A 23,023-nucleotide genomic window follows, 5' to 3' on the forward strand; every position below is an offset into this window, starting at 1 on the left:
TATTACAACTACATCTAGTATTCCTTTTAGCAGGACACACACAACCTGACGCGACAATTCGCGCCGTTTCTCTATTCTAAATGGAAATACGAATCATGAGCATTATTATTTACACTCGTAACGATTGTGTTCAGTGCCACGCCACAAAACGCGCAATGGAAAGCCGCGGCGTCCAGTTTGAGATGGTGAATGTCGACCTGGTCCCGGATGCGGCCGACACTCTGCGCGCGCAGGGCTTCCGCCAGCTACCGGTGGTGGTCGCCGGGGAAACCAGCTGGTCTGGCTTTCGCCCGGACATGATTAACCGGATCGCTGCTCAGGCCGCCAGTGCATGAGTGGGCTGGTCTACTTCTCCAGCAGCTCGGAAAACACGCTCAGATTTATCGAGCGCCTCAGGCTGCCTGCGATACGTATTCCGCTCAATGAGCGGGAGCGTATTCAGGTAGACGAACCTTACATCCTGGTGGTACCGAGCTATGGCGGTGGTGGGACGGCTGGGGCTGTTCCCCGCCAGGTGATCCGCTTTCTTAATGATCCACGGAACCGGCAGCTTATTCGCGGTGTGATTGCCGCAGGCAATCGTAATTTTGGCGATGCGTATGGTCGCGCCGGTGATGTCATCTCTCAAAAATGCGGCGTGCCGTATCTCTATCGTTTCGAACTGATGGGGACACAGCAGGACGTAGAGATCGTGCGTAAAGGAGTGAACGAATTTTGGCAACGACAACCGCAGAACGTGTAATTCAGGCCACGCCGGATTACCACGCATTAAACGCCATGCTTAACCTCTACGACAGCGAGGGGCGCATTCAGTTTGCTAAAGACCATGAGGCGGTAGACGCCTTTTTTAGTGCCCACGTTCGCCCGAACAGCGTCCATTTTTCCAGCCAGCACGAACGTCTCGACTATCTGGTTAAAGAGGGTTATTACGAAGAGCGCGTTCTTACCCGTTACGCCCGGGGCTTTGTGGTGATGCTGTTTGAACGCGCCCATGCCAGCGGCTTTCGTTTCCAGACCTTCCTTGGCGCATGGAAGTACTACACCAGCTATACCCTGAAAACGTTCGACGGCAAACGCTACCTGGAAAGCTTTGAAGATCGCGCCGTCATGGTGGCGCTGACGCTGGCGCAGGGGGATGAAAAACTGGCAGAACAGCTGACGGATGAAATCCTGTCGGGCCGTTTCCAGCCCGCCACCCCGACATTCCTGAACTGCGGCAAAGCCCAGCGCGGTGAGCTGGTGTCGTGCTTCCTGCTGCGCATTGAAGACAATATGGAGTCCATTGGCCGTGCAGTGAACTCGGCATTACAGCTTTCAAAGCGCGGCGGTGGTGTGGCGTTTCTGCTCTCTAACCTGCGTGAAGCAGGGGCCCCGATTAAACGCATTGAAAACCAGTCCTCCGGCGTGATCCCGGTAATGAAAATGCTGGAAGATGCCTTCTCTTATGCGAACCAGCTTGGCGCTCGTCAGGGTGCCGGGGCGGTGTATCTGCACGCGCACCACCCGGATATTTTGCGGTTTCTGGATACCAAACGGGAAAACGCTGACGAAAAAATCCGTATCAAAACCCTCTCGCTGGGGGTCGTTATCCCGGATATCACCTTTACGCTCGCCAAAGAGAATGCAGAGATGGCGCTGTTCTCGCCCTACGACATTGAGCGTATTTACGGCAAGCCCTTTGGCGATGTGGCCATTAGCGAGCTGTATCACGAGCTGGTCGCCGACGATCGCATCCGCAAAAACTATATCAATGCCCGCGACTTCTTCCAGCGGCTTGCAGAGATCCAGTTTGAGTCTGGTTATCCGTACATCATGTACGAGGACACGGTGAACCGCGCCAACCCGATTGCCGGGCGCATTAATATGAGCAACCTGTGTTCGGAGATCTTGCAGGTTAATAGCGCCTCCACCTATGACGAAAACCTGGACTACGACCAGACCGGAAAAGATATTTCCTGCAACCTGGGCTCGCTGAATATCGCGCACACGATGGATTCCCCGGACTTTGGCCGCACGGTGGAAACCGCCATTCGTGGCCTGACGGCGGTATCAGACATGAGCCACATCCGCAGCGTGCCATCCATTGAGGTGGGGAATGCCGCATCGCACGCCATTGGCCTGGGGCAGATGAACCTGCACGGTTATCTGGCACGCGAAGGGATTGCCTATGGCAGCCCGGAAGGGCTGGATTTCACCAACCTCTATTTCTTTACTATCACCTGGCACGCGCTGCATACCTCAATGCTGTTGGCGCGCGAACGTAACCAGCGTTTTGCAGGCTTTGAGCAGTCCCGCTATGCCAGCGGCGAGTATTTCCGTCAGTATCTGGAAGGGGACTGGCAACCCAAAACTGAAAAGGTCCGCGCGCTATTTGAGCGCGCCAGTATCACCCTGCCCACGCGTGAAATGTGGCACCAACTGCGCGATGAGGTGATGCGCCATGGCATCTATAACCAGAATTTACAGGCCGTACCGCCAACCGGGTCTATCTCGTATATCAATCACGCCACCTCGAGCATCCACCCGATTGTGTCAAAAATTGAGATCCGCAAGGAAGGGAAAACCGGGCGCGTTTACTACCCTGCCCCGTTTATGACGAACGAGAACCTGGCGTTGTATCAGGATGCCTATGAAATTGGCCCGGAAAAAATTATCGATACCTACGCCGAGGCCACAAAGCACGTGGATCAGGGGCTGTCACTGACGCTGTTCTTCCCGGATACCGCCACCACGCGTGATATCAACAAGGCGCAAATTTACGCCTGGAAGAAAGGCATCAAGACGCTGTACTACATTCGCCTGCGCCAGCTGGCGCTGGAAGGCACCGAAATCGAAGGCTGCGTGTCCTGCGCGCTGTAAGGAGAAAGGATGAAACTGTCGCGAGTTAGCGCCGTTAACTGGAACAAAATCCAGGACGACAAAGACCTGGAGGTCTGGAACCGCCTGACCAGCAACTTCTGGCTGCCGGAGAAAGTACCTCTTTCTAACGATATTCCTGCCTGGCAGACGCTAAGCCACGCAGAGCAGCAGCTGACGATCCGCGTCTTTACCGGCCTGACGCTGCTGGACACTATTCAGAACACTACAGGCGCCCCCGCGCTGATGGCCGACGCGCTGACGCCACATGAAGAGGCTGTGATGTCGAACATCAGCTTTATGGAGGCGGTTCATGCCCGCTCCTACAGCTCGATTTTTTCAACATTGTGTCAGACCAAAGATGTGGATGAGGCCTACAGCTGGAGTGAAGCGAGCGAGTCGCTACAGCATAAAGCCCGGCTGGTGCTGGAGTATTACCGTGCCGACGAACCACTGAAGAAGAAAATCGCCAGCGTATTTCTGGAATCGTTCCTGTTCTATTCCGGCTTCTGGCTGCCGATGTACTGGTCAAGCCGGGGCAAACTCACCAACACAGCAGATTTGATTCGCCTGATCATTCGCGACGAAGCCGTTCACGGATATTACATTGGCTATAAATATCAGAAAGGGCTGGAGAGAATTAGCGAGGCTAAGCGCGAGGAATTAAAAGGATTTGCGCTTGATTTGCTGATGGATCTCTATGATAACGAGCTACGTTATACCGAAGAGTTGTATGCCGGAACCGGCTGGGAAGAGGATGTAAAAGCCTTCCTCTGTTACAACGCCAACAAGGCGCTGATGAACCTCGGCTATGAAGCGTTGTTCCCGCCAGATATGGCCGGCGTGAACCCGGCAATCCTTGCAGCGCTTTCACCCAATGCCGATGAAAACCACGATTTCTTCTCCGGGTCGGGTTCGTCGTATGTGATGGGCAAAGCGGTGGAAACCGAAGACGAGGATTGGGATTTTTAACGGTTATTGCTCCTCTTCCCACAGGAGAGAGGGGCACGAAAATAACGATCATTAATTAAATATAAATCCCATTATTCTCCCCGTAATATTCCCCTGACATCTATACTGTAATTCCACCGTCATATTCGTCTGAATCATTCCGATTCAGACGAAATTTCCCGACCGCGCGACAAAAATCTCAGAAAAATTCAACACCCGCTCAGCCCTTTACTCATGGGAAATTCAGCGATTTAGTCTTCGGCAAAATTCGTGCCATAAGCGGACTGAGGGTTGTCTCAGATTCTGAGTATGTTAGGGTATTGTCAGGTAATTATTCCAACTGGAAACCATATCGACACAATAAATAACGGGAAATACTCTATTGCATGGCAATTAAATTAGAAGTTAAAAATCTCTATAAAGTATTTGGCGAGCATCCACAGCGAGCATTCAAATATATTGAAAAAGGACTTTCAAAAGAGCAAATTCTGGAAAAAACAGGGCTATCGCTTGGCGTTAAAGACGCCAGTCTGGCCATTGAAGAAGGCGAGATTTTCGTCATCATGGGGTTATCCGGTTCGGGTAAATCCACTATGGTTCGCCTTCTCAATCGCCTGATTGAACCCACCCGCGGGCAGGTACTGATTGATGGTGAGGATATTGCCAAAATATCAGATGCTGAGCTCCGCGAGGTGCGCAGAAAAAAGATTGCGATGGTGTTTCAGTCATTCGCTTTAATGCCACATATGACGGTGTCAGATAATACCGCATTCGGCATGGAATTAGCAGGAATTCCGGCCCAGGAACGGCAGGAAAAAGCGCTGGATGCATTACGCCAGGTTGGGCTGGAAAATTATGCTCATGCTTATCCTGATGAACTATCGGGCGGTATGCGGCAACGCGTCGGATTAGCCCGCGCATTAGCGATAAATCCCGATATATTATTAATGGATGAAGCCTTCTCCGCGCTCGATCCTTTAATTCGTACTGAGATGCAGGATGAACTGGTAAAACTGCAAGCTAAACACCAGCGTACGATCGTATTTATTTCCCATGACCTTGATGAAGCGATGCGTATTGGCGACCGTATTGCCATTATGCAAAACGGCGAAGTGGTACAAGTGGGAACACCGGATGAGATCCTCAATAACCCGGCCAACGATTATGTGCGCACCTTCTTCCGTGGCGTGGATATTAGCCAGGTATTTAGCGCAAAAGATATTGCCCGCAGAGCGCCAAACGGCATTATTCGCAAAACCCCAGGTTTCGGCCCGCGTTCGGCACTTAAGGTCTTACAGGATGAAGACCGTGAATTTGGCTATGTGATTGAACGTGGTAATAAATTTGTAGGCATTGTCTCCATCGACTCCCTGAAAAAAGCGCTTGGCGAAAATCAGGGACTCGATGCGGCGCTTATCGCGTCCCCGCTTGCGGTCGACGCCGAAACGCCGCTCAGCGAGTTGCTCTCCCATGTCGGTCAGGCACCCTGCGCCGTGCCGGTTATTGGGGAAGAACAACAGTATGTCGGCATCATCTCCAAAGGGATGTTGCTTCAGGCTTTAGATCGCGAGGGGGCAAACAATGGCTGATCAATCCAATCCATGGGGAACCACAGAAGCCGCAGACAGCGCAGCGCAATCTGCCGATGCCTGGGGCTCATCAACGCCTGCGCCAGCTAATGGCGGTTCGGCAGACTGGCTCAGCAGCGCGCCTGCACCGGCGCCAGAACACTTCAATATTATGGACCCGTTCCACAAGACGCTGATCCCGCTGGATAGCTGGGTAACGGAAGGGATTGACTGGGTGGTTACTCACTTCCGCCCGGTGTTCCAGGGGATCCGCGTCCCGGTGGATTACATTCTGAACGGTTTCCAGCAGTTGCTGTTGGGAATGCCGGCACCTGTCGCCATCGTGATATTTGCCCTGATTGCCTGGCAGTTTGGTAGCGCGGGCATGGGGATCGCCACGCTGGTCTCCCTGATTGCCATCGGTGCCATTGGCGCATGGTCACAGGCTATGATCACCCTGGCGCTGGTGCTGACCGCCCTGCTCTTCTGTGTGGTGATTGGGTTACCGCTGGGGATATGGCTGGCGCGTAGCCCGCGGGCAGCGAAGATAATCCGTCCGTTGCTGGATGCGATGCAAACCACCCCGGCGTTTGTCTACCTGGTGCCTATCGTGATGCTGTTCGGGATCGGGAATGTGCCGGGCGTGGTGGTCACCATTATTTTTGCCCTGCCGCCGATTGTTCGTCTGACGATACTTGGGATCAACCAGGTGCCAGCGGATCTTATTGAGGCTTCACGCTCGTTCGGTGCCAGCCCGCGTCAGATGTTGTTTAAAGTTCAGCTCCCGCTGGCGATGCCAACCATTATGGCGGGTGTTAACCAGACGCTGATGCTGGCGCTCTCTATGGTGGTTATCGCCTCGATGATCGCCGTTGGCGGTCTTGGCCAGATGGTACTGCGCGGTATTGGCCGCCTCGATATGGGGCTTGCCACCGTAGGCGGCGTGGGCATTGTGATCCTCGCTATTATTCTTGACCGCCTGACCCAGGCTGTCGGTCGCGATTCACGCAGTCGCGGCAACCGTCGCTGGTACACCACCGGCCCTGTCGGGTTAATCACCCGCCCATTCGTAAAATAAGGAACAACGATGCGACATAGCGTACTTTTTGCCACAGCGTTTGCCACCCTTGTCTCCACCAGCACATATGCGGCTGACCTGCCTGGCAAAGGCATTACCGTGCAACCGATTCAGAGCACCATTTCGGAAGAGACCTTCCAGACCCTGATTGTCAGCCGTGCGCTGGAAAAACTGGGTTATACGGTCAAGACGCCAAGTGAGGTGGATTACAACGTGGGTTATACCTCTATTGCCTCCGGTGATGCCACCTTTACCGCCGTAAACTGGCAGCCGCTGCACGACGATATGTATGCAGCAGCGGGCGGTGATAAGAAATTCTACCGTGAAGGCACCTTCGTGACCGGTGCGGCACAGGGTTATCTGATCGACAAAAAAACCGCTGACCAGTACCACATCACCAACATTGAGCAGCTTAAAGATCCGAAGATTGCCAAACTGTTCGATACCAACGGTGACGGCAAAGCCGACATGATGGGCTGTTCACCGGGCTGGGGTTGCGAAGCGGTCATTAACCACCAGAACAAAGCGTTCGACCTGGCCAAAACCGTCGACGTGAGCCACGGTAACTACTCCGCGATGATGGCCGACACCATTGCCCGCTTTAAGGAAGGCAAACCGGTTATCTATTACACCTGGACACCGTACTGGGTCAGCGACGTGCTGAAGCCGGGTAAAGATGTGGTGTGGTTGCAGGTTCCGTTCTCTTCTCTGCCAGGTGAACAGAAAGATATCGACACCAAACTGCCAAACGGTATGAACTATGGCTTCCCGGTGAACACCATGCATATTGTGGCTAACAAAGCCTGGGCTGAGAAAAACCCGGCGGCCGCGAAGTTGTTCTCGGTGATGAAGCTGCCGCTGGCGGACATCAACGCGCAGAACGCCATGATGCACGAAGGTAAATCCTCTGAAGCGGACATCAACGGCCACGTTGACGGCTGGATCAAAGCCCACCAGCAGCAGTTTGATGGCTGGGTGAAAGAAGCGCTTGAGGCGCAGAAGTAACAACCTTTCTCCTCACCCTACCCCTCTCCCCTTTGGGCAGAGGGGGTTAACCGCACAAACCCACACATAACAATCCCCCAACATTCACAATCATTGGTTATCATGGTTTCTGGAAAAATAATCACTTAACTTACGATCCCAGAACCTGATGACAAAAAATCCACAAGGGCTTAGCCCGGCACTAATCCTGTTAATGTCCATGGCGACCGGCCTTGCCGTCGCCAGTAACTACTACGCGCAGCCTCTGCTCGACACCATCGCCCACGCTTTCAGCCTTTCTGCCAGCTCCGCAGGTTTTATTGTGACAGCGGCCCAGCTTGGCTATGCCGCAGGTCTGCTGTTCCTGGTGCCACTGGGCGATATGTTTGAACGCCGGATGCTGATTGTCTCCATGACGTTACTCGCCGCGGGCGGGATGCTGATCACCGCCAGTAGCCAGTCGTTAACCATGATGATTGTCGGCACTGCCCTGACCGGGCTGTTCTCCGTTGTGGCGCAGATCCTGGTGCCGCTGGCGGCAACGCTCGCCTCGCCGGAAAAACGCGGCAAAGTGGTGGGCACCATTATGAGCGGCCTGCTGCTGGGGATTTTGCTGGCGCGTACCGTGGCCGGGCTACTGGCAAGCCTTGGAGGCTGGCGTACCGTTTACTGGGTGGCCAGCGTGTTGATGGTTATCATGGCGCTCGCGCTGTGGCGCGGACTGCCGAAAGTGAAGCAGGAAAACCACCTGAACTACCCGCAGTTGCTTGGCTCCGTATTTGCGCTTTTCACACAAGATAAACTGCTACGAACGCGCGCACTTCTTGGTTGTTTCACCTTTGCCAACTTTAGCATTCTGTGGACGTCGATGGCCTTCCTGCTGGCCTCGCCGCCCTTTAACTATTCCGAAGGGGTAATTGGCCTGTTTGGTCTGGCGGGCGCAGCCGGTGCGCTGGGTGCGCGTCCGGCTGGCGGCATGGCGGATAAAGGCAAATCTCACCTGACGACAACCTCCGGGCTGATTTTGCTGCTGCTCTCCTGGGGGGCTATCTGGCTTGGGCACTCTTCCGTGCTGGCGCTGATAGTCGGTATCCTGGTGCTCGACCTCACCGTGCAGGGCGTGCATATCACTAACCAGACCGTGATTTATCGCGTCAAGCCGGATGCGCGTAACCGCCTTACCGCAGGTTACATGACCAGCTATTTCATCGGCGGTGCGGCAGGTTCATTAATTTCAGCTTCGGCATGGCAACACGCTGGCTGGGCGGGTGTTTGCAGCATCGGGGCAATTGTTGCAGCACTCAATCTGCTGGTCTGGTGGCGCGGATTCCATCGCCAGGAGGCAATTTCTTAAGCTTTACATTGCATTGGGACGTCTTAGGGTGTTAAGGCGTCCCTATGTCTGTTAAGGTTAGCGTAATCATATATCCCAGAAATTTTAATATGGGTGACATATTAACAAGCAGCATGAATAGCTCATACCTGTTGGCTTTTCCCGGTTCTCACATCCCGTCTTCCTGGGGCCCACGCCCACCCTTTTTTGTGCTCACCGGGTCATGGATTTACCCGGCGCTTTCTGATGGTGACATACGTTTGGCGGATATAACCGCACAAATAATTCATTTACATTATTTGTCACTATCGTTACTATATCGGCTGTAATTAATGAGGTTATGCCCAAATGGATAGTTCGTTTACGCCCATTGAACAAATGCTTAAATTCCGCGCCAGTCGTCATGAGGAGTTTCCGTATCAGGAAATTCTGCTGACCCGCCTGTGTATGCACATGCAGGGGAAACTGCTGGATAACCGTAATAAGATGCTGAAAGCTCAGGGGATTAACGAGACGTTATTTATGGCGTTGATTACGCTGGAGTCTCAGGAAAACCACAGCATTCAGCCGTCTGAGCTGAGCTGCGCGCTGGGTTCGTCCCGTACTAATGCCACCCGTATCGCTGATGAGCTGGAAAAACGCGGCTGGATTGAGCGCCGTGAAAGCGACAACGACCGCCGTTGCCTGCATCTGCAACTGACCGACAAAGGTCACGAATTCCTGCGTGAGGTGCTGCCACCTCAGCACAATTGTCTGCATCAACTCTGGTCTGTCCTTAGTACTGCCGAGCGCGATCAGCTTGAGCACATCACTCGCAAACTGCTCACCCGTCTGGATCAGATGGATGAAGACGGTGCCATCCTTGAGGCGCTGCGCTAACGCGACGACACGCTCGAACATCCAGATTTAAAAAAGAAAACTGACAGGCCAGCACGTAACACTGCTGGCCTTTCTGACAACAGGTCGGCTCAGCCGATGTGAAAATAAAAAGATCGTGGAGAACAACAATGAGCGCAAATGCGGAGAACACAACCCCGCAGCAACCGGCCAACAAGAAAGGTAAACGTAAGAGCGCCCTTCTTCTGCTGACCTTGCTCTTTATCATTATTGCTGTGGCATATGGGATCTATTGGTTTTTAGTATTGCGTCATGCTGAAGAAACAGACGATGCATACGTGGCAGGAAACCAGGTACAAATTATGGCGCAGGTGTCGGGCAGCGTGACGAAAGTCTGGGCTGACAATACCGACTTTGTGCAACAAGGGGATGTGCTGGTCACGCTTGACCCGACCGATGCCCAGCTGGCATTTGAAAAAGCGCAGACAGAGCTGGCATCCAGCGTCCGTCAAACCCGCCAGTTGATGATCAACAGTAAGCAACTCCAGGCCAGCATCGATGTGCAGAAAACTGCACTGGCGCAGGCACAAAGCGACCTGAATCGTCGTGTTCCTCTCGGTACTGCCAACCTGATTGGTCGTGAAGAGCTGCAACACGCCCGCGATGCCGTTGCCAGCGCCCAGGCGCAACTGGATGTTGCTATTCAGCAGTACAACGCCAATCAGGCGATGGTTCTGGGGACTAACCTGGAAAACCAGCCTGCGGTAAAACAGGCCGCGACCGAAGTGCGTAACGCCTGGCTTGCGCTGGAGCGTACAAAGATTGTTAGCCCGATGACCGGCTATGTCTCGCGTCGTTCAGTACAGCCTGGTGCGCAGATTAGCCCAACCACTCCGCTGATGGCGGTAGTACCGGCTAACAATCTGTGGGTGGATGCTAACTTCAAAGAGACGCAGCTTGCGCATATGCGTATTGGCCAGACGGCGACCGTCATCAGCGACATCTACGGTGACGACGTGAAGTACACCGGTAAAGTAGTCGGTCTTGATATGGGTACGGGTAGCGCATTTTCCCTGCTGCCTGCGCAGAACGCCACCGGCAACTGGATCAAAGTGGTTCAGCGCTTACCTGTACGTATCGAGCTGGATCCTAAACAGCTGGCAGACCATCCGCTGCGTATCGGCCTGTCTACGCTGGTAACGGTTGATACTGAAAACCGCGAAGGTCAGATCCTGGCAAGCCAGGTGCGAAGCAGTCCGGCTTATGAAAGTAACGCCCGTGAAATTAGCCTCGATCCGGTCAACAAGCTGATCGATGATATCGTGAAAGCAAACGCCGGTTAATCCGAGGTGAGCGCTATGCAACGGCAACAACCGCAAAAACCGCTGGAAGGCGCGCAACTGGTCATTATGACCATTGCGCTGTCACTGGCGACATTCATGCAGGTGCTGGACTCCACCATCGCGAACGTGGCAATTCCGACGATTGCCGGGAACCTGGGCTCGTCACTGAGCCAGGGGACGTGGGTTATTACCTCATTCGGGGTGGCAAACGCCATCTCGATTCCCATTACCGGCTGGCTGGCAAAGCGTGTTGGTGAGGTGAAGCTGTTCCTCTGGTCTACCATCGCCTTCGTCATCGCGTCCTGGGCGTGTGGCATGTCCACCAGCCTGACGATGCTGATTTTCTTCCGCGTCATTCAGGGGATTGTGGCCGGGCCGTTGATTCCGCTGTCACAGAGTTTACTGCTGAACAACTACCCACCTGCCAAACGCTCAATCGCGCTGGCGCTGTGGTCGATGACGGTGATCGTCGCGCCGATTTGCGGCCCTATCCTGGGCGGCTATATCAGCGATAACTATCACTGGGGCTGGATCTTCTTTATCAACGTACCGATTGGCGCCATCGTGGTCATGATGACGTTGCAGTCGCTGCGTGGCAGAGAAACGCGAACCGAACAGCGGCGGATTGATGCCGTGGGGCTGGCTTTGCTGATCCTCGGTATCGGTAGCCTTCAGGTTATGCTCGACCAGGGTAAAGAGCTGGACTGGTTCAACTCCCGGGAGATAATCATCCTGACGATTGTCGCGGTGGTGTCGCTAAGCTTCCTTATTGTCTGGGAGTTGACCGACGATAACCCGATAGTCGACCTGTCGCTGTTTAAGTCGCGAAACTTCACCATAGGCTGTCTGTGTATTAGCCTTGCCTACATGCTCTACTTCGGTGCCATTGTTCTGCTGCCGCAGTTGTTGCAGGAGGTATATGGCTACACCGCCACCTGGGCGGGTCTGGCCTCTGCGCCAGTTGGGTTGATTCCGGTCCTGCTGTCGCCGATTATCGGCCGTTTCGCCCACAAGCTCGACATGCGCAGGCTGGTGACATTCAGCTTTATCATGTACGCCGTGTGCTTCTACTGGCGTGCGTATACGTTCGAACCGGGAATGGACTTTGGCGCTTCCGCGTGGCCGCAGTTTATTCAGGGCTTTGCGGTAGCGTGCTTCTTTATGCCACTGACCACCATCACGCTTTCCGGCTTACCGCCTGAGCGCATGGCGGCGGCATCGAGCCTGTCGAACTTTACCCGTACGCTGGCAGGCTCCATAGGGACGTCGATCACCACGACGCTGTGGACTAACCGTGAATCGATGCACCATGCGCAATTGACCGAAGCGGTGAACCCGTTCAACCCAAATGCTCAACAGATGTATAGCCAACTTGAGGGCATGGGGATGACGGAGCAGCAGGCTTCCGGCTGGATAGCCCAGCAGATAACCAACCAGGGTCTGATTATCTCGGCAAACGAGATTTTCTGGATATCGGCGGGGATCTTTATTGTTCTGCTGGGGCTGGTGTGGTTTGCCAAACCACCGTTTGGTGCCGGTAGCGGCGGCGGTGGGGCGCACTAGCCCTGCGCGCTGGTCGCCGGTGGCGGCTACGCCTTACCCGGCCTACAAAACCCGTAGGCCCGGTAAGCGCAGCGCCACCGGGCAACTTTCACGGTTGTCCAAAACGCGACAGCGATTGTCAGTTCCGATAAAGCAGCGCTCCTGAAATCGATTCACGATAGTGAAAAGACAACAGGAGCGCATCATGCTGAATACACCCGCCGACAAATACCTACCCTATCCCGCTATTTCCCTTCCCGACCGTCGCTGGCCGGAGCAACGTATCACCCATGCCCCACGCTGGCTTTCCACCGATTTACGTGACGGCAACCAGGCGCTTGCCGAGCCAATGGACAGCGCACGTAAGCTGCAATTCTGGGATCTGCTGCTGAGCTGTGGATTTAAAGAAATTGAAGTGGCCTTCCCGTCAGCCTCGCAGACCGACTTCAACTTTGTCCGCCAGCTGATTGACGAAAACCGCATCCCGGATGACGTCACCATTCAGGTGTTAACCCAGGCGCGGGAAGACTTGATCCTTCGCACCTTCGAATCCCTGAAAGGCGCGCGTCAGGCTACGGTGCATCTTTATAACGCCACCGCCCCGCTGTTCCGCCGCCTGGTGTTTGGCATGGAAAAAGCGCAAATCGTTGAGCTGGCAACACGCTCCACGCGCCTTATCCGTAAGTTGTGTGAAGAAAACCCTGAAACCCGCTGGCAGTACGAATACTCCCCGGAAACTTTCTGCTTTACCGAGCCAGAATTTGCGCTGGAGATTTGTGAAGCCGTGGCGGACATCTGGCAACCCTGCGCCGAACGCCCGATGATTATCAACTTGCCGGCCACCGTCGAAGTCAGCACCCCGAACGTGTATGCCGACCAGATTGAGTATTTCTGCCGTCACTTTAGCCGACGCAGCGACGTCTGTATCAGCGTTCATCCGCATAACGATCGCGGTACCGGTGTCGCCAGTGCGGAACTGGCGGTGATGGCAGGTGCAGACCGCGTGGAAGGCTGCCTGTTTGGCAATGGCGAACGCACGGGAAATGTCTGCCTGGTCACGCTGGCAATGAACCTCTACAGCCAGGGTGTTAGCCCCAATCTGGACTTCAGCGACATGAATCGCGTGGTTGAAGTGGTGGAGAACTGTAACCAGCTGCCAGTACATCCACGGCATCCGTGGGCGGGCCGTCTGGCCTATACCGCGTTTTCCGGTTCACATCAGGATGCCATCAAGAAAGGGTTTGATGCCCGTAAACCTGACGAGCGCTGGGAGATGCCCTACCTGCCTGTCGATCCGCAGGACATCGGCTGTACTTATGAGGCAGTTATCCGCGTGAACAGTCAGTCAGGTAAAAGCGGCAGCGCGTGGCTTATCGAACAGAATCACGGCCTGAAACTGCCCCGCGCGTTGCAGCAGGATTTTAGCCAGCACGTTCAGCAAGAAACGGACAACCACGGGAAAGAGATGACGCAGAACTCGCTGTGGCAGCTTTTCCGCAGCCGTTACGGGCTGGTTGCTACTCCACGCTTCACGCTGCAAACCTATCGCAGTGAAAGCCAGCATGATGGGCTGTTACGCTTAACCGCCACGGTTGCCACCAGCGGTGGGACACGTCAGTTGGAGGGACAAGGAAATGGTCAGTTGTCGGCGGCCGCCAATGGGCTCAGCCGCTGGCTTAACACCCCGTTTGTGATTAAGGATTATCACGAGCATTCGCTGGGGGAGCGCAGCGATAGCCGCTCGGTGGCGTATATCCGCTGCCTGTTCCAGGACGGCAGCAGCCGCTGGGGCGTGGGGATAGACAGTGACGTGGCGCGCGCATCCATTCAGGCGCTGTTCAATGCTGTGGGTTAGTCGTTCCTGAAATAATCGCTGGGTGATATCCCCATCACCCGGCGAAACATCGCCGTAAATGCGCTGTGGCTGCCGTATCCCAGGTCCAGCGCAACGCGCAACACCGGCTGGCCTTGTGCCAGACGCAGCAACGCCTCCATGAGACGCGCCCTTCTCACCCATTCGCTATAGCTTAACCCGGTCTGTTGCTGGAAATGGCGGTTAAGGGTGCGCTCGCTCATCCCCAGAATGCTCGCAGCCTGGCTGCTGCTCCAGCTTTCTCCCGGCGTTTGCCGGATTTTCTGGCACAAGTTGCGTAAAGCTTCACTTTCCGGCTCCGGCAGGTGAAACGGCAGCACCGGCATAATGCGAATTTCATCCAGGATCAGTTCATATACCCGCTCATCCCGGCTGCCGGGCGCGTAGGATTCGGGAAGCATAAGGGAAGTGAGGATCAGTTCACGTAATAGCGCAGAGATCTGCACGATCTGACACGACGCAGGGAGATCGGCTCGCGCCAGCGGATCGATAAACAACGTTCGCGCCGCGACATTGCCCGTAATGCGAATCGCGTGCGGTGTGCCGGCCGGTAGCCAGACGCCACGCCCGGGAGGTACGACCCAACAACCCGATGCGGTATCTACCCTCACCACACCACTCAGGCTGTGCAACAGCTGGGCGCAGTCGTGCTGATGCCACGGCTCGCTGGCGCCATGAACATAGTCATGCGCAAAGGGAACAAGTGGACGATGGGTAAAAGAGAAGGTTGTGGTGGTGGTCATGGGGGCAAATAACCCTCACCCTACCCTCTCCCACCGGGAGAGGGAAAAGGTGCACTAGATGTGCAGTTCCTGCAATTTGTCTTTCGGCAGGGCCAGCTCTTCGTTGCTGTTTACGCGAACATCACGTTCGATGATATGACGCGCGATCTCTTGTGCTTCTTCCAGAGAGTGCATCTGGTAGGTGCCACACTGGTAGACGTTCAGCTCAGGGATCTGGTTCTGCTCTTTAACTTTCAGCACGTCCTGCATTGCCGCTTTCCACGCATCTGCAACGCGGGTTTCTTCCGGCACACCAATCAGGCTCATGTAGAAACCGGTACGGCAACCCATTGGGGAGATGTCGATAATCTCAACACCGTTGCCATTCAGGTGATCACGCATAAAACCAGCAAACAGGTGCTCCAGAGTGTGAATACCTTTCTCAGGCATCACTTCTTTGTTTGGCACGCAGAAGCGCAGATCGAATACGGTGATCGTGTCGCCGTGCGGGGTATGCATGGTCTTCGCCACACGTACAGCAGGTGCTTCCATACGGGTATGGTCGACAGTAAAGCTATCTAATAACGGCATACGTCACCTCCGATAGTGATTTTTTTTAAAATAAACTGAACTCTTCTACAGAATGCGCGTCTGAGTATATGAAAGACGCGCATTTGTTATCATCATCCCTGAATTCAGAGATGTATATTTTGGCCACAGCGATGTGGCCTTTTTCTTTTGTGTCAGGCGTTCTTCGCCAGAAATGCATCAAACGACTCAATATCTGCCGCTTCCACCTCTTTCTGACGCACCAGTGATGCTTCCCGCTCAGCAACAAATTCCGCTTCGCTCAGGATCTCTAACGGTTCCTGCCGCAACATTTCACGGTATTCTGCGCCCAGCGCGCGCCCTGTACCACCAATACCCTGGTCAATCATAGAACGCAGAATACGCGCAGAGAACGTCAGTTCTGGGTTATCAAAGCTTTCAACCAGTTGATCGCACACTTTCTGATACTCATCACCGCCGTAAACGCTATCCATCGTCTGCGCGACGCGCTTCAGGTCGCGGAACAGATCTTTACCCACTTTAGCCAGCGGGAATTGTGCCGTTTCACAGCCGATACCCAGCGTCAGACCCGGCTTGCGCCCTTCCAGAATCACGCGATTCCAGTTAGTACGGGTACAAAGCAGTTCGTCAGAACTCATTTCCGGCGCATCCGCCAGCACGCACCAGACCATAAACAGATCGAGGAAGCGAACCTGCTGCTCATCCACGCCAATTGGCGAGAACGGGTTGATGTCCAGTGAACGCACTTCGATGTATTCGATCCCGCCACGCTGCAATGCATCAGACGGTGTTTCACCGCTTCGCGTCACGCGCTTAGGACGAATTGGCGCATACAGTTCGTTCTCAATCTGTAGAACATTACTGTTGATTTGCAGGCGTTTACCGTCTTTTTCGAGGCCGATTTTTTCGTACTCTTCGGACGGCGTTTTGATCGCCCGCTTCAATCCTGCCACATATTCATGCAATTCGTTAAACGTAATACCGAGATTGCTTTGCGATTTATTGGTATAGCCAAGATCGCTCAGGCGCAGGGACGTTGCGTACGGTAAGTAGTACATACCGCATTCGGTCTTCTCGAACGGCAATGTGGTCGGCTTCCCTTGCAGGAACGACGAGCAAATAGCCGGCGAAGCACCGAACAGATAAGGAATGACCCAGCCAAAACGGTAATAGTTGCGGATCAGGCGGAAATAACCCGCTGAAATCGCTTCTTTATCCGTTTCACCACACTTTGCCTGCCAGAAAGCCATCGGCAGAGAGAAATTGTAGTGTACGCCGGAGATGGTCTGCATCAGCGCCCCGTAGCGGTTTTTCAGCCCTTCACGATACAGCGTTTTCAGACGGCCAATATTTGAGGTGCCGTATTGAGCAAGCTCAATCTCCTGCCCCTGCTCGATATAGCACGGCATACTGAGCGGCCACATACGCTCATCACCCAAGTTACGGGCGGTATAACGATGAACGTCACGCAACAGCTTCAGCATATGATCGATATCGTCATCTACTGGAGTAATAAATTCCAGCAGCGCTTCGGCGAAATCAGTTGTGATCCATTTATGTGTCAGCGCCGAGCCCAACACCTGAGGGTGGCCCGTTGTCGCTAAGCTGCCATCTGCGTTTACGCGCAGCGTTTCTCGCTCAAGACCACGCTGAATACCCTTCAGAGCCTGAGGGTGGTTTTCCAGCCAGGCCAGCGCCTGTGATACGTCCGGGATCAAATTGACCTCCCGCCTGTCAAAGTAATGTTACTCAGCATAATTGTAATGGTTGACGATTGAAGGTCGCGTATTCATTCCACCAATTAGTGCCACCACGTCATACCCTGTAGTGTTACCCATGCCACGAGAACATAGCGTAACGCCTTGCCAAGGCACAAAAAAAAGAGCACCGGCCCCCAGGAGATGCGCATCCATCCCGCCAGCAGGCACAGCAAATCACCTATTACAGGCATCCAGCTTAATAACAGCGTGGCAGCGCCATAGCGTTTTAGCCAGCCAACTGCCTTTTCCTGCCAGCGCGATTTTTCACGCAGCGGAAAGAAACGCCCAAGAATAACGTTAGTCAGCCCTCCAAGGCTATTACCCATTGTTGCTATTAATACCAGCAACCACGGCTGACTCACTCCCGATAACAGCATGGCGACCAGCACAACCTCGGAATTACCCGGTAGAAGTGTGGCGCTTAAAAAACTGCTGGCGAATAGTGACGAAAGTGACAGCAGGTCACTCACAGAAGACGGACATCCACTGCATCCATGCCCGCATCGCGTGCGGCTTGCAGACCAAAATCTGCATCTTCAAAAACCACGCATTTAGACGCAGGCACACCCATTAGCTCTGCACACAACAGAAAGGTGTCCGGTGCGGGTTTGTGGTTTTTAACATGATCGGCGGCAACCACAGCAGAAAAATAGTGACGCAAGCCAAGATGGCTCAGCAGCGCCTCTGCGATTGCACTTTCACTGCCCGTCCCGACCGACATAGGACGACGCCCATGCCACTCTTTCACCACATCAATTAATGGCAAAGGACGAACCGTGTCTAAAAGCATGGCTTTTACTGCATCTGTTTTTTCGCGCGCGAGCTGGTGCGGGTCGAGATCGGCCTGATTCAGTTCAATCACCGCCTCGGCAATGCGCCAGGTGGGGGAACCATTGAGGGCAACCATAGACTGCAAGTCGAAACGCATCCCGTATCGGCCCAGGACTTCAGTCCAGGCTTTGCGGTGTGTGGGTTCGGTATCCAGGATGGTGCCATCCATATCGAAGATCAAACCGTCATACTGTGCGTACATCGTGCTCTCGCTAAACGATTAACAAGGCATTACTTTATCGTAAACGGTGGTTTTTGTCGCTGATTGCGAAGTGATAACAATAAGTGTGATTAAGAACTGAACGTTGGAGGGGAATAACAAGAAGAGATGGTGCATCCGGGAGAATTACCCGGCTTACGCCTCGCCCTGCGGACCGTTGCTGAAGCAACGTTATCCTCCCTGGTGCTGGCGATTAACTCGCAGACCTTAAAACAACAGTGTTGCTGTTATCTCGGAGAATATGGTGCATCCGGGAGGATTCGAACCTCCGACCGCTCGGTTCGTAGCCGAGTACTCTATCCAGCTGAGCTACGGATGCATCAGGGTAATGCTATTAGAAACAGTAAATGGTGCATCCGGGAGGATTACTCGGCTGCGCCTCGCCCTTCGGGCCGTTGCTGAAGCAACGTTATCCTCCCTGGTGCTGGCGATTAACTCACAGACCTTGAAACAACAGCATCGCTGTTATCTCGGAGAATATGGTGCATCCGGGAGGATTCGAACCTCCGACCGCTCGGTTCGTAGCCGAGTACTCTATCCAGCTGAGCTACGGATGCATCGGGATTTACTGCTGTACTGCTCGATACTCATATCACTTCTAAGCAATATGAAGTAATAGATGGTGCATCCGGGAGGATTCGAACCTCCGACCGCTCGGTTCGTAGCCGAGTACTCTATCCAGCTGAGCTACGGATGCATCAGGATTTACTACTGTACTGCTCGATACTCATATCACTTCGAAAGCAATATGAAGTAATAGATGGTGCATCCGGGAGGATTACCCGGCTTACGCCTCGCCCTGCGGGCCGTTGCTGAAGCAACGTTATCCTCCCTGGTGCTAGCGATTAACTCGCAGACCTTAAAACAACAGTGTTGCTGTTATCTCGGAGAATATGGTGCATCCGGGAGGATTCGAACCTCCGACCGCTCGGTTCGTAGCCGAGTACTCTATCCAGCTGAGCTACGGATGCAAAATGGCGGTGAGGCGGGGATTCGAACCCCGGATGCAGCTTTTGACCGCATACTCCCTTAGCAGGGGAGCGCCTTCAGCCTCTCGGCCACCTCACCACACAACGCCTCTTTCGAGTGCTTCGAGTAACTCGTTAAGAGCTTCTCGTCGCTGCGTGGCGCATATATTACTTTCTGGGACTTATAAGTCAAACAATTTTCCACATGCTTTTATCGTTTGCACAAATCACACGCAATTCGCATGTAAAATCCGCAAAGAGGGTGTTTTATAAGCGGATTTTGCAGAGTTCTGAGCAGTATTCATGAGGCATAGTGCTGCTATTGGTAAGAGATAAGGCAAAGAGAAAGGCGAAAAAGCGAGCTGTTGAAATCGAATGGTAACTTTAAGCGGGAAAAATGTCTGGAAGGTTGCGTCTCGCCAGACAGCGAGACGCGATAATATCAGTAACTGGACTGCTGGGATTTTTCAGCCTGGATACGCTGGTAGATCTCTTCACGGTGGACAGATACTTCTTTAGGGGCGTTTACGCCGATGCGTACCTGGTTGCCCTTAACCCCTAAAACTGTCACGGTGACCTCATCCCCAATCATGAGGGTCTCACCAACTCGACGAGTCAGAATCAGCATTCTTTGCTCCTTGAAAGATTAAAAGAGTCGGGTCTCTTGTATCCCGGCATTATCCATCATATAACGCCAAAAAGTAAGCGATGACAAACACGTAAAGTGTAAGCAGTCACGGCATCACATTCTGTTAAACGTAAGTTTAGCCGATATACACAAACTCAACCTGACTTTATCGTTATCGATAGCGTAGTGAACAAGACGCCATAACGTTGCCGCTATGACGCCTGCTTACGCTTTGTAATTATTACAGTTTTGCGCTTACCCAGCTTTCAACACTGGCCAATGCCGCAGGAAGTGCCGCCGCATCCGTACCACCGGCTTGCGCCATGTCCGGACGACCGCCACCCTTGCCACCCACCTGCTGGGCGACCATACCAACCAGTTCCCCTGCTTTAACGCGGTCAGTCACATCCTTAGAGACGCCCGCAATCAGAGAAACCTTACCTTCTGCCACTGTCGCCAGAACGATAACCGTTGAACCCAGCTGGTTCTTCAGATCGTCGACCATAGTGCGAAGCATTTTAGGCTCTACGCCTGCCAGGTCACTGACCAGCAGTTTAACGCCTTTAATCTCTACCGCTTTACTGGAGAGGTTTGCACTTTCCTGCGCAGCCGCTTGTTCTTTCAGCTGTTGCAGTTCTTTTTCCAGCTGACGAGTACGATCCAGTGCAACACGCACTTTCTCGCCCAGGTTCTGGCTATCGCCTTTCAGCAACTGTGCAATATCATGCAGCTGGTCGCTCTGCGCGTGCAGGCTGGCAATTGCACCTTCGCCGGTTACCGCTTCGATACGACGAACACCCGCCGCAGTACCAGACTCAGAGACGATACGGAACAGACCGATATCACCGGTGCGCGCTGCGTGAGTACCACCGCACAGTTCGGTAGAGAAATCGCCCATGCTCAGTACGCGAACACGTTCGTCATATTTCTCGCCAAACAGCGCCATCGCACCTTTTTTCTTCGCCGCTTCGAGATCCATGATGTTGGTTTCGATGGCCAGGTTACGACGGATCTGCGCGTTCACCAGATCTTCAACCGCGCGGATTTCAGACGGTTTCATCGCTTCAAAATGCGAGAAGTCGAAACGCAGCACTTTGTCGTTAACCAGAGAACCTTTCTGCGCCACGTGCGTACCCAGAACATCGCGCAGTGCTGCGTGCATTAGGTGCGTTGCGGAGTGGTTCAGACGAATGCGCGCACGGCGTGCTTCGTCAACGTTCGCCTGAACGCCCTCGCCCACTTTCAGTGAACCGGAAACCAGTTTGCCCTGGTGACCAATTGCCTGACCGTATTTCTGGGTGTCAGCAACGCTGAAGCTAAAGCCGTCGCCTTTCAGTTCGCCTTTATCGCCAACCTGGCCGCCGGATTCAGCATAGAACGGCGTTTTGTCCAGAATAACCACAGCATCCTGACCCGCGCTGATGTTGTCTACGGATTTACCGTCAACAAACAGGGCAGTCACTTTGCCGGTCAGTTCCAGATTTTCGTAGCCTTTGAACTCGGACGCGCCATCAACGCGGATCATCGCGTTGTAGTCAGCGCCAAAACCGCTGGACTCGCGCGCACGACGGCGCTGCTCTTCCATAGCGGATTCGAAGCCAGCTTCGTCAACTTTGATGTTGCGCTCGCGGCAAACGTCAGCCGTCAGGTCAACCGGGAAGCCGTAGGTGTCATACAGACGGAAAGCGGTTTCGCCATCCAGCGTGTCGCCCTTAAGCTTCGTCAACTCTTCATCCAGCAACGCCAGGCCGCGTTCCAGAGTACGCGCAAACTGCTCTTCTTCGGTTTTCAGAACATGCTCAACCTGCGACTGCTGGCGTTTCAGCTCATCACCCGCCGCACCCATCACACTAACCAGTGGGCCAACAAGTTTATAGAAGAAGGTGTCCTTCGCGCCCAGCATGTTGCCGTGACGAATAGCACGACGAATGATACGGCGCAGCACGTAGCCACGGTTTTCATTCGACGGGATAACGCCGTCAGCAATCAGGAACGCACAGGAACGAATATGGTCTGCAATAACGCGCAGCGATTTATTGCTGAGATCGGTCGCACCGGTCACTTCCGCCACGGACTTAATCAGCGTGTGGAACAGGTCGATGTCATAGTTGGAGTTAACGTGTTGCAGAACCGCAGCAATACGCTCCAGACCCATACCGGTATCAACGGACGGTTTCGGCAGTGGTTCCATCGTGCCATCGGCCTGACGGTTGAACTGCATGAAGACGATGTTCCAGATCTCAATGTAGCGATCGCCATCTTCTTCCGGGCTTCCTGGAGGGCCGCCCCAGATGTGATCACCGTGATCGTAGAAGATTTCGGTGCACGGGCCGCAAGGACCGGTATCACCCATTTGCCAGAAGTTGTCAGACGCATATGGAGCGCCTTTGTTATCACCGATGCGAATAATACGTTCGCGCGGGATACCTACTTCTTTTTCCCAGATTTCGTAGGCTTCGTCATCGGTTTCATAGACGGTAACCCACAGACGCTCTTTCGGCAGCTTGAACCAGTTTTCACCGGTCAGCAGTTCCCACGCGTACTGGATAGCATCGTGTTTGAAGTAGTCGCCGAAGCTGAAGTTACCCAGCATTTCGAAGAAGGTGTGGTGACGTGCAGTGTAACCGACGTTTTCCAGGTCATTATGTTTACCGCCCGCACGCACACAACGCTGTGAGGTTGTTGCACGGGAATAATTACGCTTATCGAGACCAAGGAACACATCCTTGAACTGGTTCATCCCGGCGTTGGTAAACAGTAAAGTCGGGTCGTTATTCGGTACCAGGGAGCTGCTGGCAACAACCTGGTGTCCTTTACTATGGAAAAAATCGAGAAACGCCTGACGGATCTCAGCGGTGCTCTTGCTCATAATTATCCTGAAATCAAGCTAACGAAATGTCGCAGCCAGTCTGTACCTGTAATCAGTTGGACAGACCAGCTACTGGAAAAAGTGGGAATA

At 53.8% G+C, this 23,023-nt stretch carries 19 protein-coding genes and 5 tRNA genes; 12 read left to right on the forward strand and 12 right to left on the reverse strand.

The features are described 5' to 3' along the window. Nucleotides 1–95 precede the first annotated feature (95 nt). From nrdH to leuA, 12 genes are all read left to right on the forward strand, one after another. Complete coding sequence (gene nrdH / locus ACT9TW_RS23080) at nt 96–335, forward strand: glutaredoxin-like protein NrdH (protein ID WP_014071471.1); 240 nt, start codon at nt 96–98, stop codon at nt 333–335. Then, the gene (gene nrdI / locus ACT9TW_RS23085) at nt 332–742 is read left to right on the forward strand and encodes a class Ib ribonucleoside-diphosphate reductase assembly flavoprotein NrdI (protein ID WP_446493804.1); all 411 of its coding nucleotides are present in this window, start codon (nt 332–334) and stop codon (nt 740–742) included. The genes nrdH and nrdI overlap by 4 nt, the downstream gene beginning before the upstream one ends. Next, on the forward strand, nt 715–2,859 hold the full coding sequence (gene nrdE / locus ACT9TW_RS23090) for a class 1b ribonucleoside-diphosphate reductase subunit alpha (protein WP_446493805.1): 2,145 nt from the start codon (nt 715–717) through the stop codon (nt 2,857–2,859). The genes nrdI and nrdE overlap by 28 nt, the downstream gene beginning before the upstream one ends. Nucleotides 2,860–2,868: 9 nt before the next feature. Continuing rightward, a complete protein-coding gene (gene nrdF, locus ACT9TW_RS23095; RefSeq protein ID WP_315686567.1) occupies nt 2,869–3,828 on the forward strand; it encodes a class 1b ribonucleoside-diphosphate reductase subunit beta in 960 nt (319 codons plus the stop codon). A 365-nt stretch (nt 3,829–4,193) separates the two neighbouring features. Further along, complete coding sequence (proV, locus tag ACT9TW_RS23100; RefSeq protein ID WP_315686570.1) at nt 4,194–5,396, forward strand: glycine betaine/L-proline ABC transporter ATP-binding protein ProV; 1,203 nt, start codon at nt 4,194–4,196, stop codon at nt 5,394–5,396. After that, nucleotides 5,389–6,453, forward strand: a complete 1,065-nt coding sequence (proW, locus tag ACT9TW_RS23105; RefSeq protein WP_182062183.1) for a glycine betaine/L-proline ABC transporter permease ProW — start codon at nt 5,389–5,391, stop codon at nt 6,451–6,453. The genes proV and proW overlap by 8 nt, the downstream gene beginning before the upstream one ends. Before the next feature lie 9 nt (nt 6,454–6,462). After that, complete coding sequence (gene proX, locus ACT9TW_RS23110; protein WP_182062184.1) at nt 6,463–7,458, forward strand: glycine betaine/L-proline ABC transporter substrate-binding protein ProX; 996 nt, start codon at nt 6,463–6,465, stop codon at nt 7,456–7,458. A gap of 148 nt (nt 7,459–7,606) precedes the next feature. Next, entirely contained in the window at nt 7,607–8,791 is a 1,185-nt protein-coding gene (locus ACT9TW_RS23115) for an MFS transporter (protein ID WP_182062185.1), read from the forward strand. A 327-nt stretch (nt 8,792–9,118) separates the two neighbouring features. Continuing rightward, the gene (mprA, locus tag ACT9TW_RS23120; RefSeq protein ID WP_182062186.1) at nt 9,119–9,649 is read left to right on the forward strand and encodes a transcriptional repressor MprA; all 531 of its coding nucleotides are present in this window, start codon (nt 9,119–9,121) and stop codon (nt 9,647–9,649) included. A gap of 128 nt (nt 9,650–9,777) precedes the next feature. Beyond that, complete coding sequence (gene emrA, locus ACT9TW_RS23125; protein ID WP_446493806.1) at nt 9,778–10,950, forward strand: multidrug efflux MFS transporter periplasmic adaptor subunit EmrA; 1,173 nt, start codon at nt 9,778–9,780, stop codon at nt 10,948–10,950. Between the two features lie 15 nt (nt 10,951–10,965). Next, the gene (gene emrB / locus ACT9TW_RS23130; RefSeq protein ID WP_446493807.1) at nt 10,966–12,513 is read left to right on the forward strand and encodes a multidrug efflux MFS transporter permease subunit EmrB; all 1,548 of its coding nucleotides are present in this window, start codon (nt 10,966–10,968) and stop codon (nt 12,511–12,513) included. A 184-nt stretch (nt 12,514–12,697) separates the two neighbouring features. Next, complete coding sequence (leuA, locus tag ACT9TW_RS23135) at nt 12,698–14,347, forward strand: 2-isopropylmalate synthase (protein WP_446493808.1); 1,650 nt, start codon at nt 12,698–12,700, stop codon at nt 14,345–14,347. On the opposite strand, the gene ACT9TW_RS23140 is transcribed toward leuA, so the two are convergent. The 12 genes from ACT9TW_RS23140 to alaS form a co-directional block, all read right to left on the reverse strand. Beyond that, nucleotides 14,344–15,108 carry an AraC family transcriptional regulator gene (locus ACT9TW_RS23140; protein WP_446493809.1) on the reverse strand — a complete coding sequence of 255 codons (765 nt, stop codon included), beginning with the start codon at nt 15,106–15,108 and terminating at the stop codon, nt 14,344–14,346. The two genes, leuA and ACT9TW_RS23140, sit on opposite strands and share 4 nt — an antisense overlap. Before the next feature lie 54 nt (nt 15,109–15,162). Then, nucleotides 15,163–15,678 carry an S-ribosylhomocysteine lyase gene (gene luxS, locus ACT9TW_RS23145; RefSeq protein ID WP_014071484.1) on the reverse strand — a complete coding sequence of 172 codons (516 nt, stop codon included), beginning with the start codon at nt 15,676–15,678 and terminating at the stop codon, nt 15,163–15,165. A gap of 152 nt (nt 15,679–15,830) precedes the next feature. Further along, nucleotides 15,831–17,375, reverse strand: coding sequence for a glutamate--cysteine ligase (gene gshA, locus ACT9TW_RS23150; protein WP_446493810.1), 1,545 nt, complete (start codon nt 17,373–17,375; stop codon nt 15,831–15,833). An 83-nt stretch (nt 17,376–17,458) separates the two neighbouring features. Next, nucleotides 17,459–17,887 carry a YqaA family protein gene (locus ACT9TW_RS23155; protein WP_166717649.1) on the reverse strand — a complete coding sequence of 143 codons (429 nt, stop codon included), beginning with the start codon at nt 17,885–17,887 and terminating at the stop codon, nt 17,459–17,461. Continuing rightward, nucleotides 17,884–18,450 (reverse strand): fructose-1-phosphate/6-phosphogluconate phosphatase, encoded by a 567-nt coding sequence (yqaB, locus tag ACT9TW_RS23160; RefSeq protein WP_446493811.1) that lies wholly within the window; start codon nt 18,448–18,450, stop codon nt 17,884–17,886. Before yqaB ends, ACT9TW_RS23155 begins: the two co-directional genes overlap by 4 nt. A gap of 260 nt (nt 18,451–18,710) precedes the next feature. Continuing rightward, nucleotides 18,711–18,787, reverse strand: a tRNA-Arg gene (locus tag ACT9TW_RS23165). A 161-nt stretch (nt 18,788–18,948) separates the two neighbouring features. Then, a tRNA-Arg gene (locus ACT9TW_RS23170) sits at nt 18,949–19,025 on the reverse strand. A 63-nt stretch (nt 19,026–19,088) separates the two neighbouring features. Next, a tRNA-Arg gene (locus ACT9TW_RS23175) sits at nt 19,089–19,165 on the reverse strand. Nucleotides 19,166–19,362: 197 nt separating this feature from the next. Beyond that, nucleotides 19,363–19,439, reverse strand: a tRNA-Arg gene (locus ACT9TW_RS23180). A 4-nt stretch (nt 19,440–19,443) separates the two neighbouring features. Beyond that, nucleotides 19,444–19,536, reverse strand: a tRNA-Ser gene (locus ACT9TW_RS23185). A gap of 342 nt (nt 19,537–19,878) precedes the next feature. Beyond that, the gene (gene csrA / locus ACT9TW_RS23190) at nt 19,879–20,064 is read right to left on the reverse strand and encodes a carbon storage regulator CsrA (RefSeq protein WP_000906486.1); all 186 of its coding nucleotides are present in this window, start codon (nt 20,062–20,064) and stop codon (nt 19,879–19,881) included. A gap of 241 nt (nt 20,065–20,305) precedes the next feature. Continuing rightward, a complete protein-coding gene (gene alaS, locus ACT9TW_RS23195; RefSeq protein WP_446493812.1) occupies nt 20,306–22,933 on the reverse strand; it encodes an alanine--tRNA ligase in 2,628 nt (875 codons plus the stop codon). Nucleotides 22,934–23,023: the final 90 nt, after the last annotated feature.

The sequence above is a fragment of the Enterobacter sp. C4G1 genome, assembly GCF_052886895.1.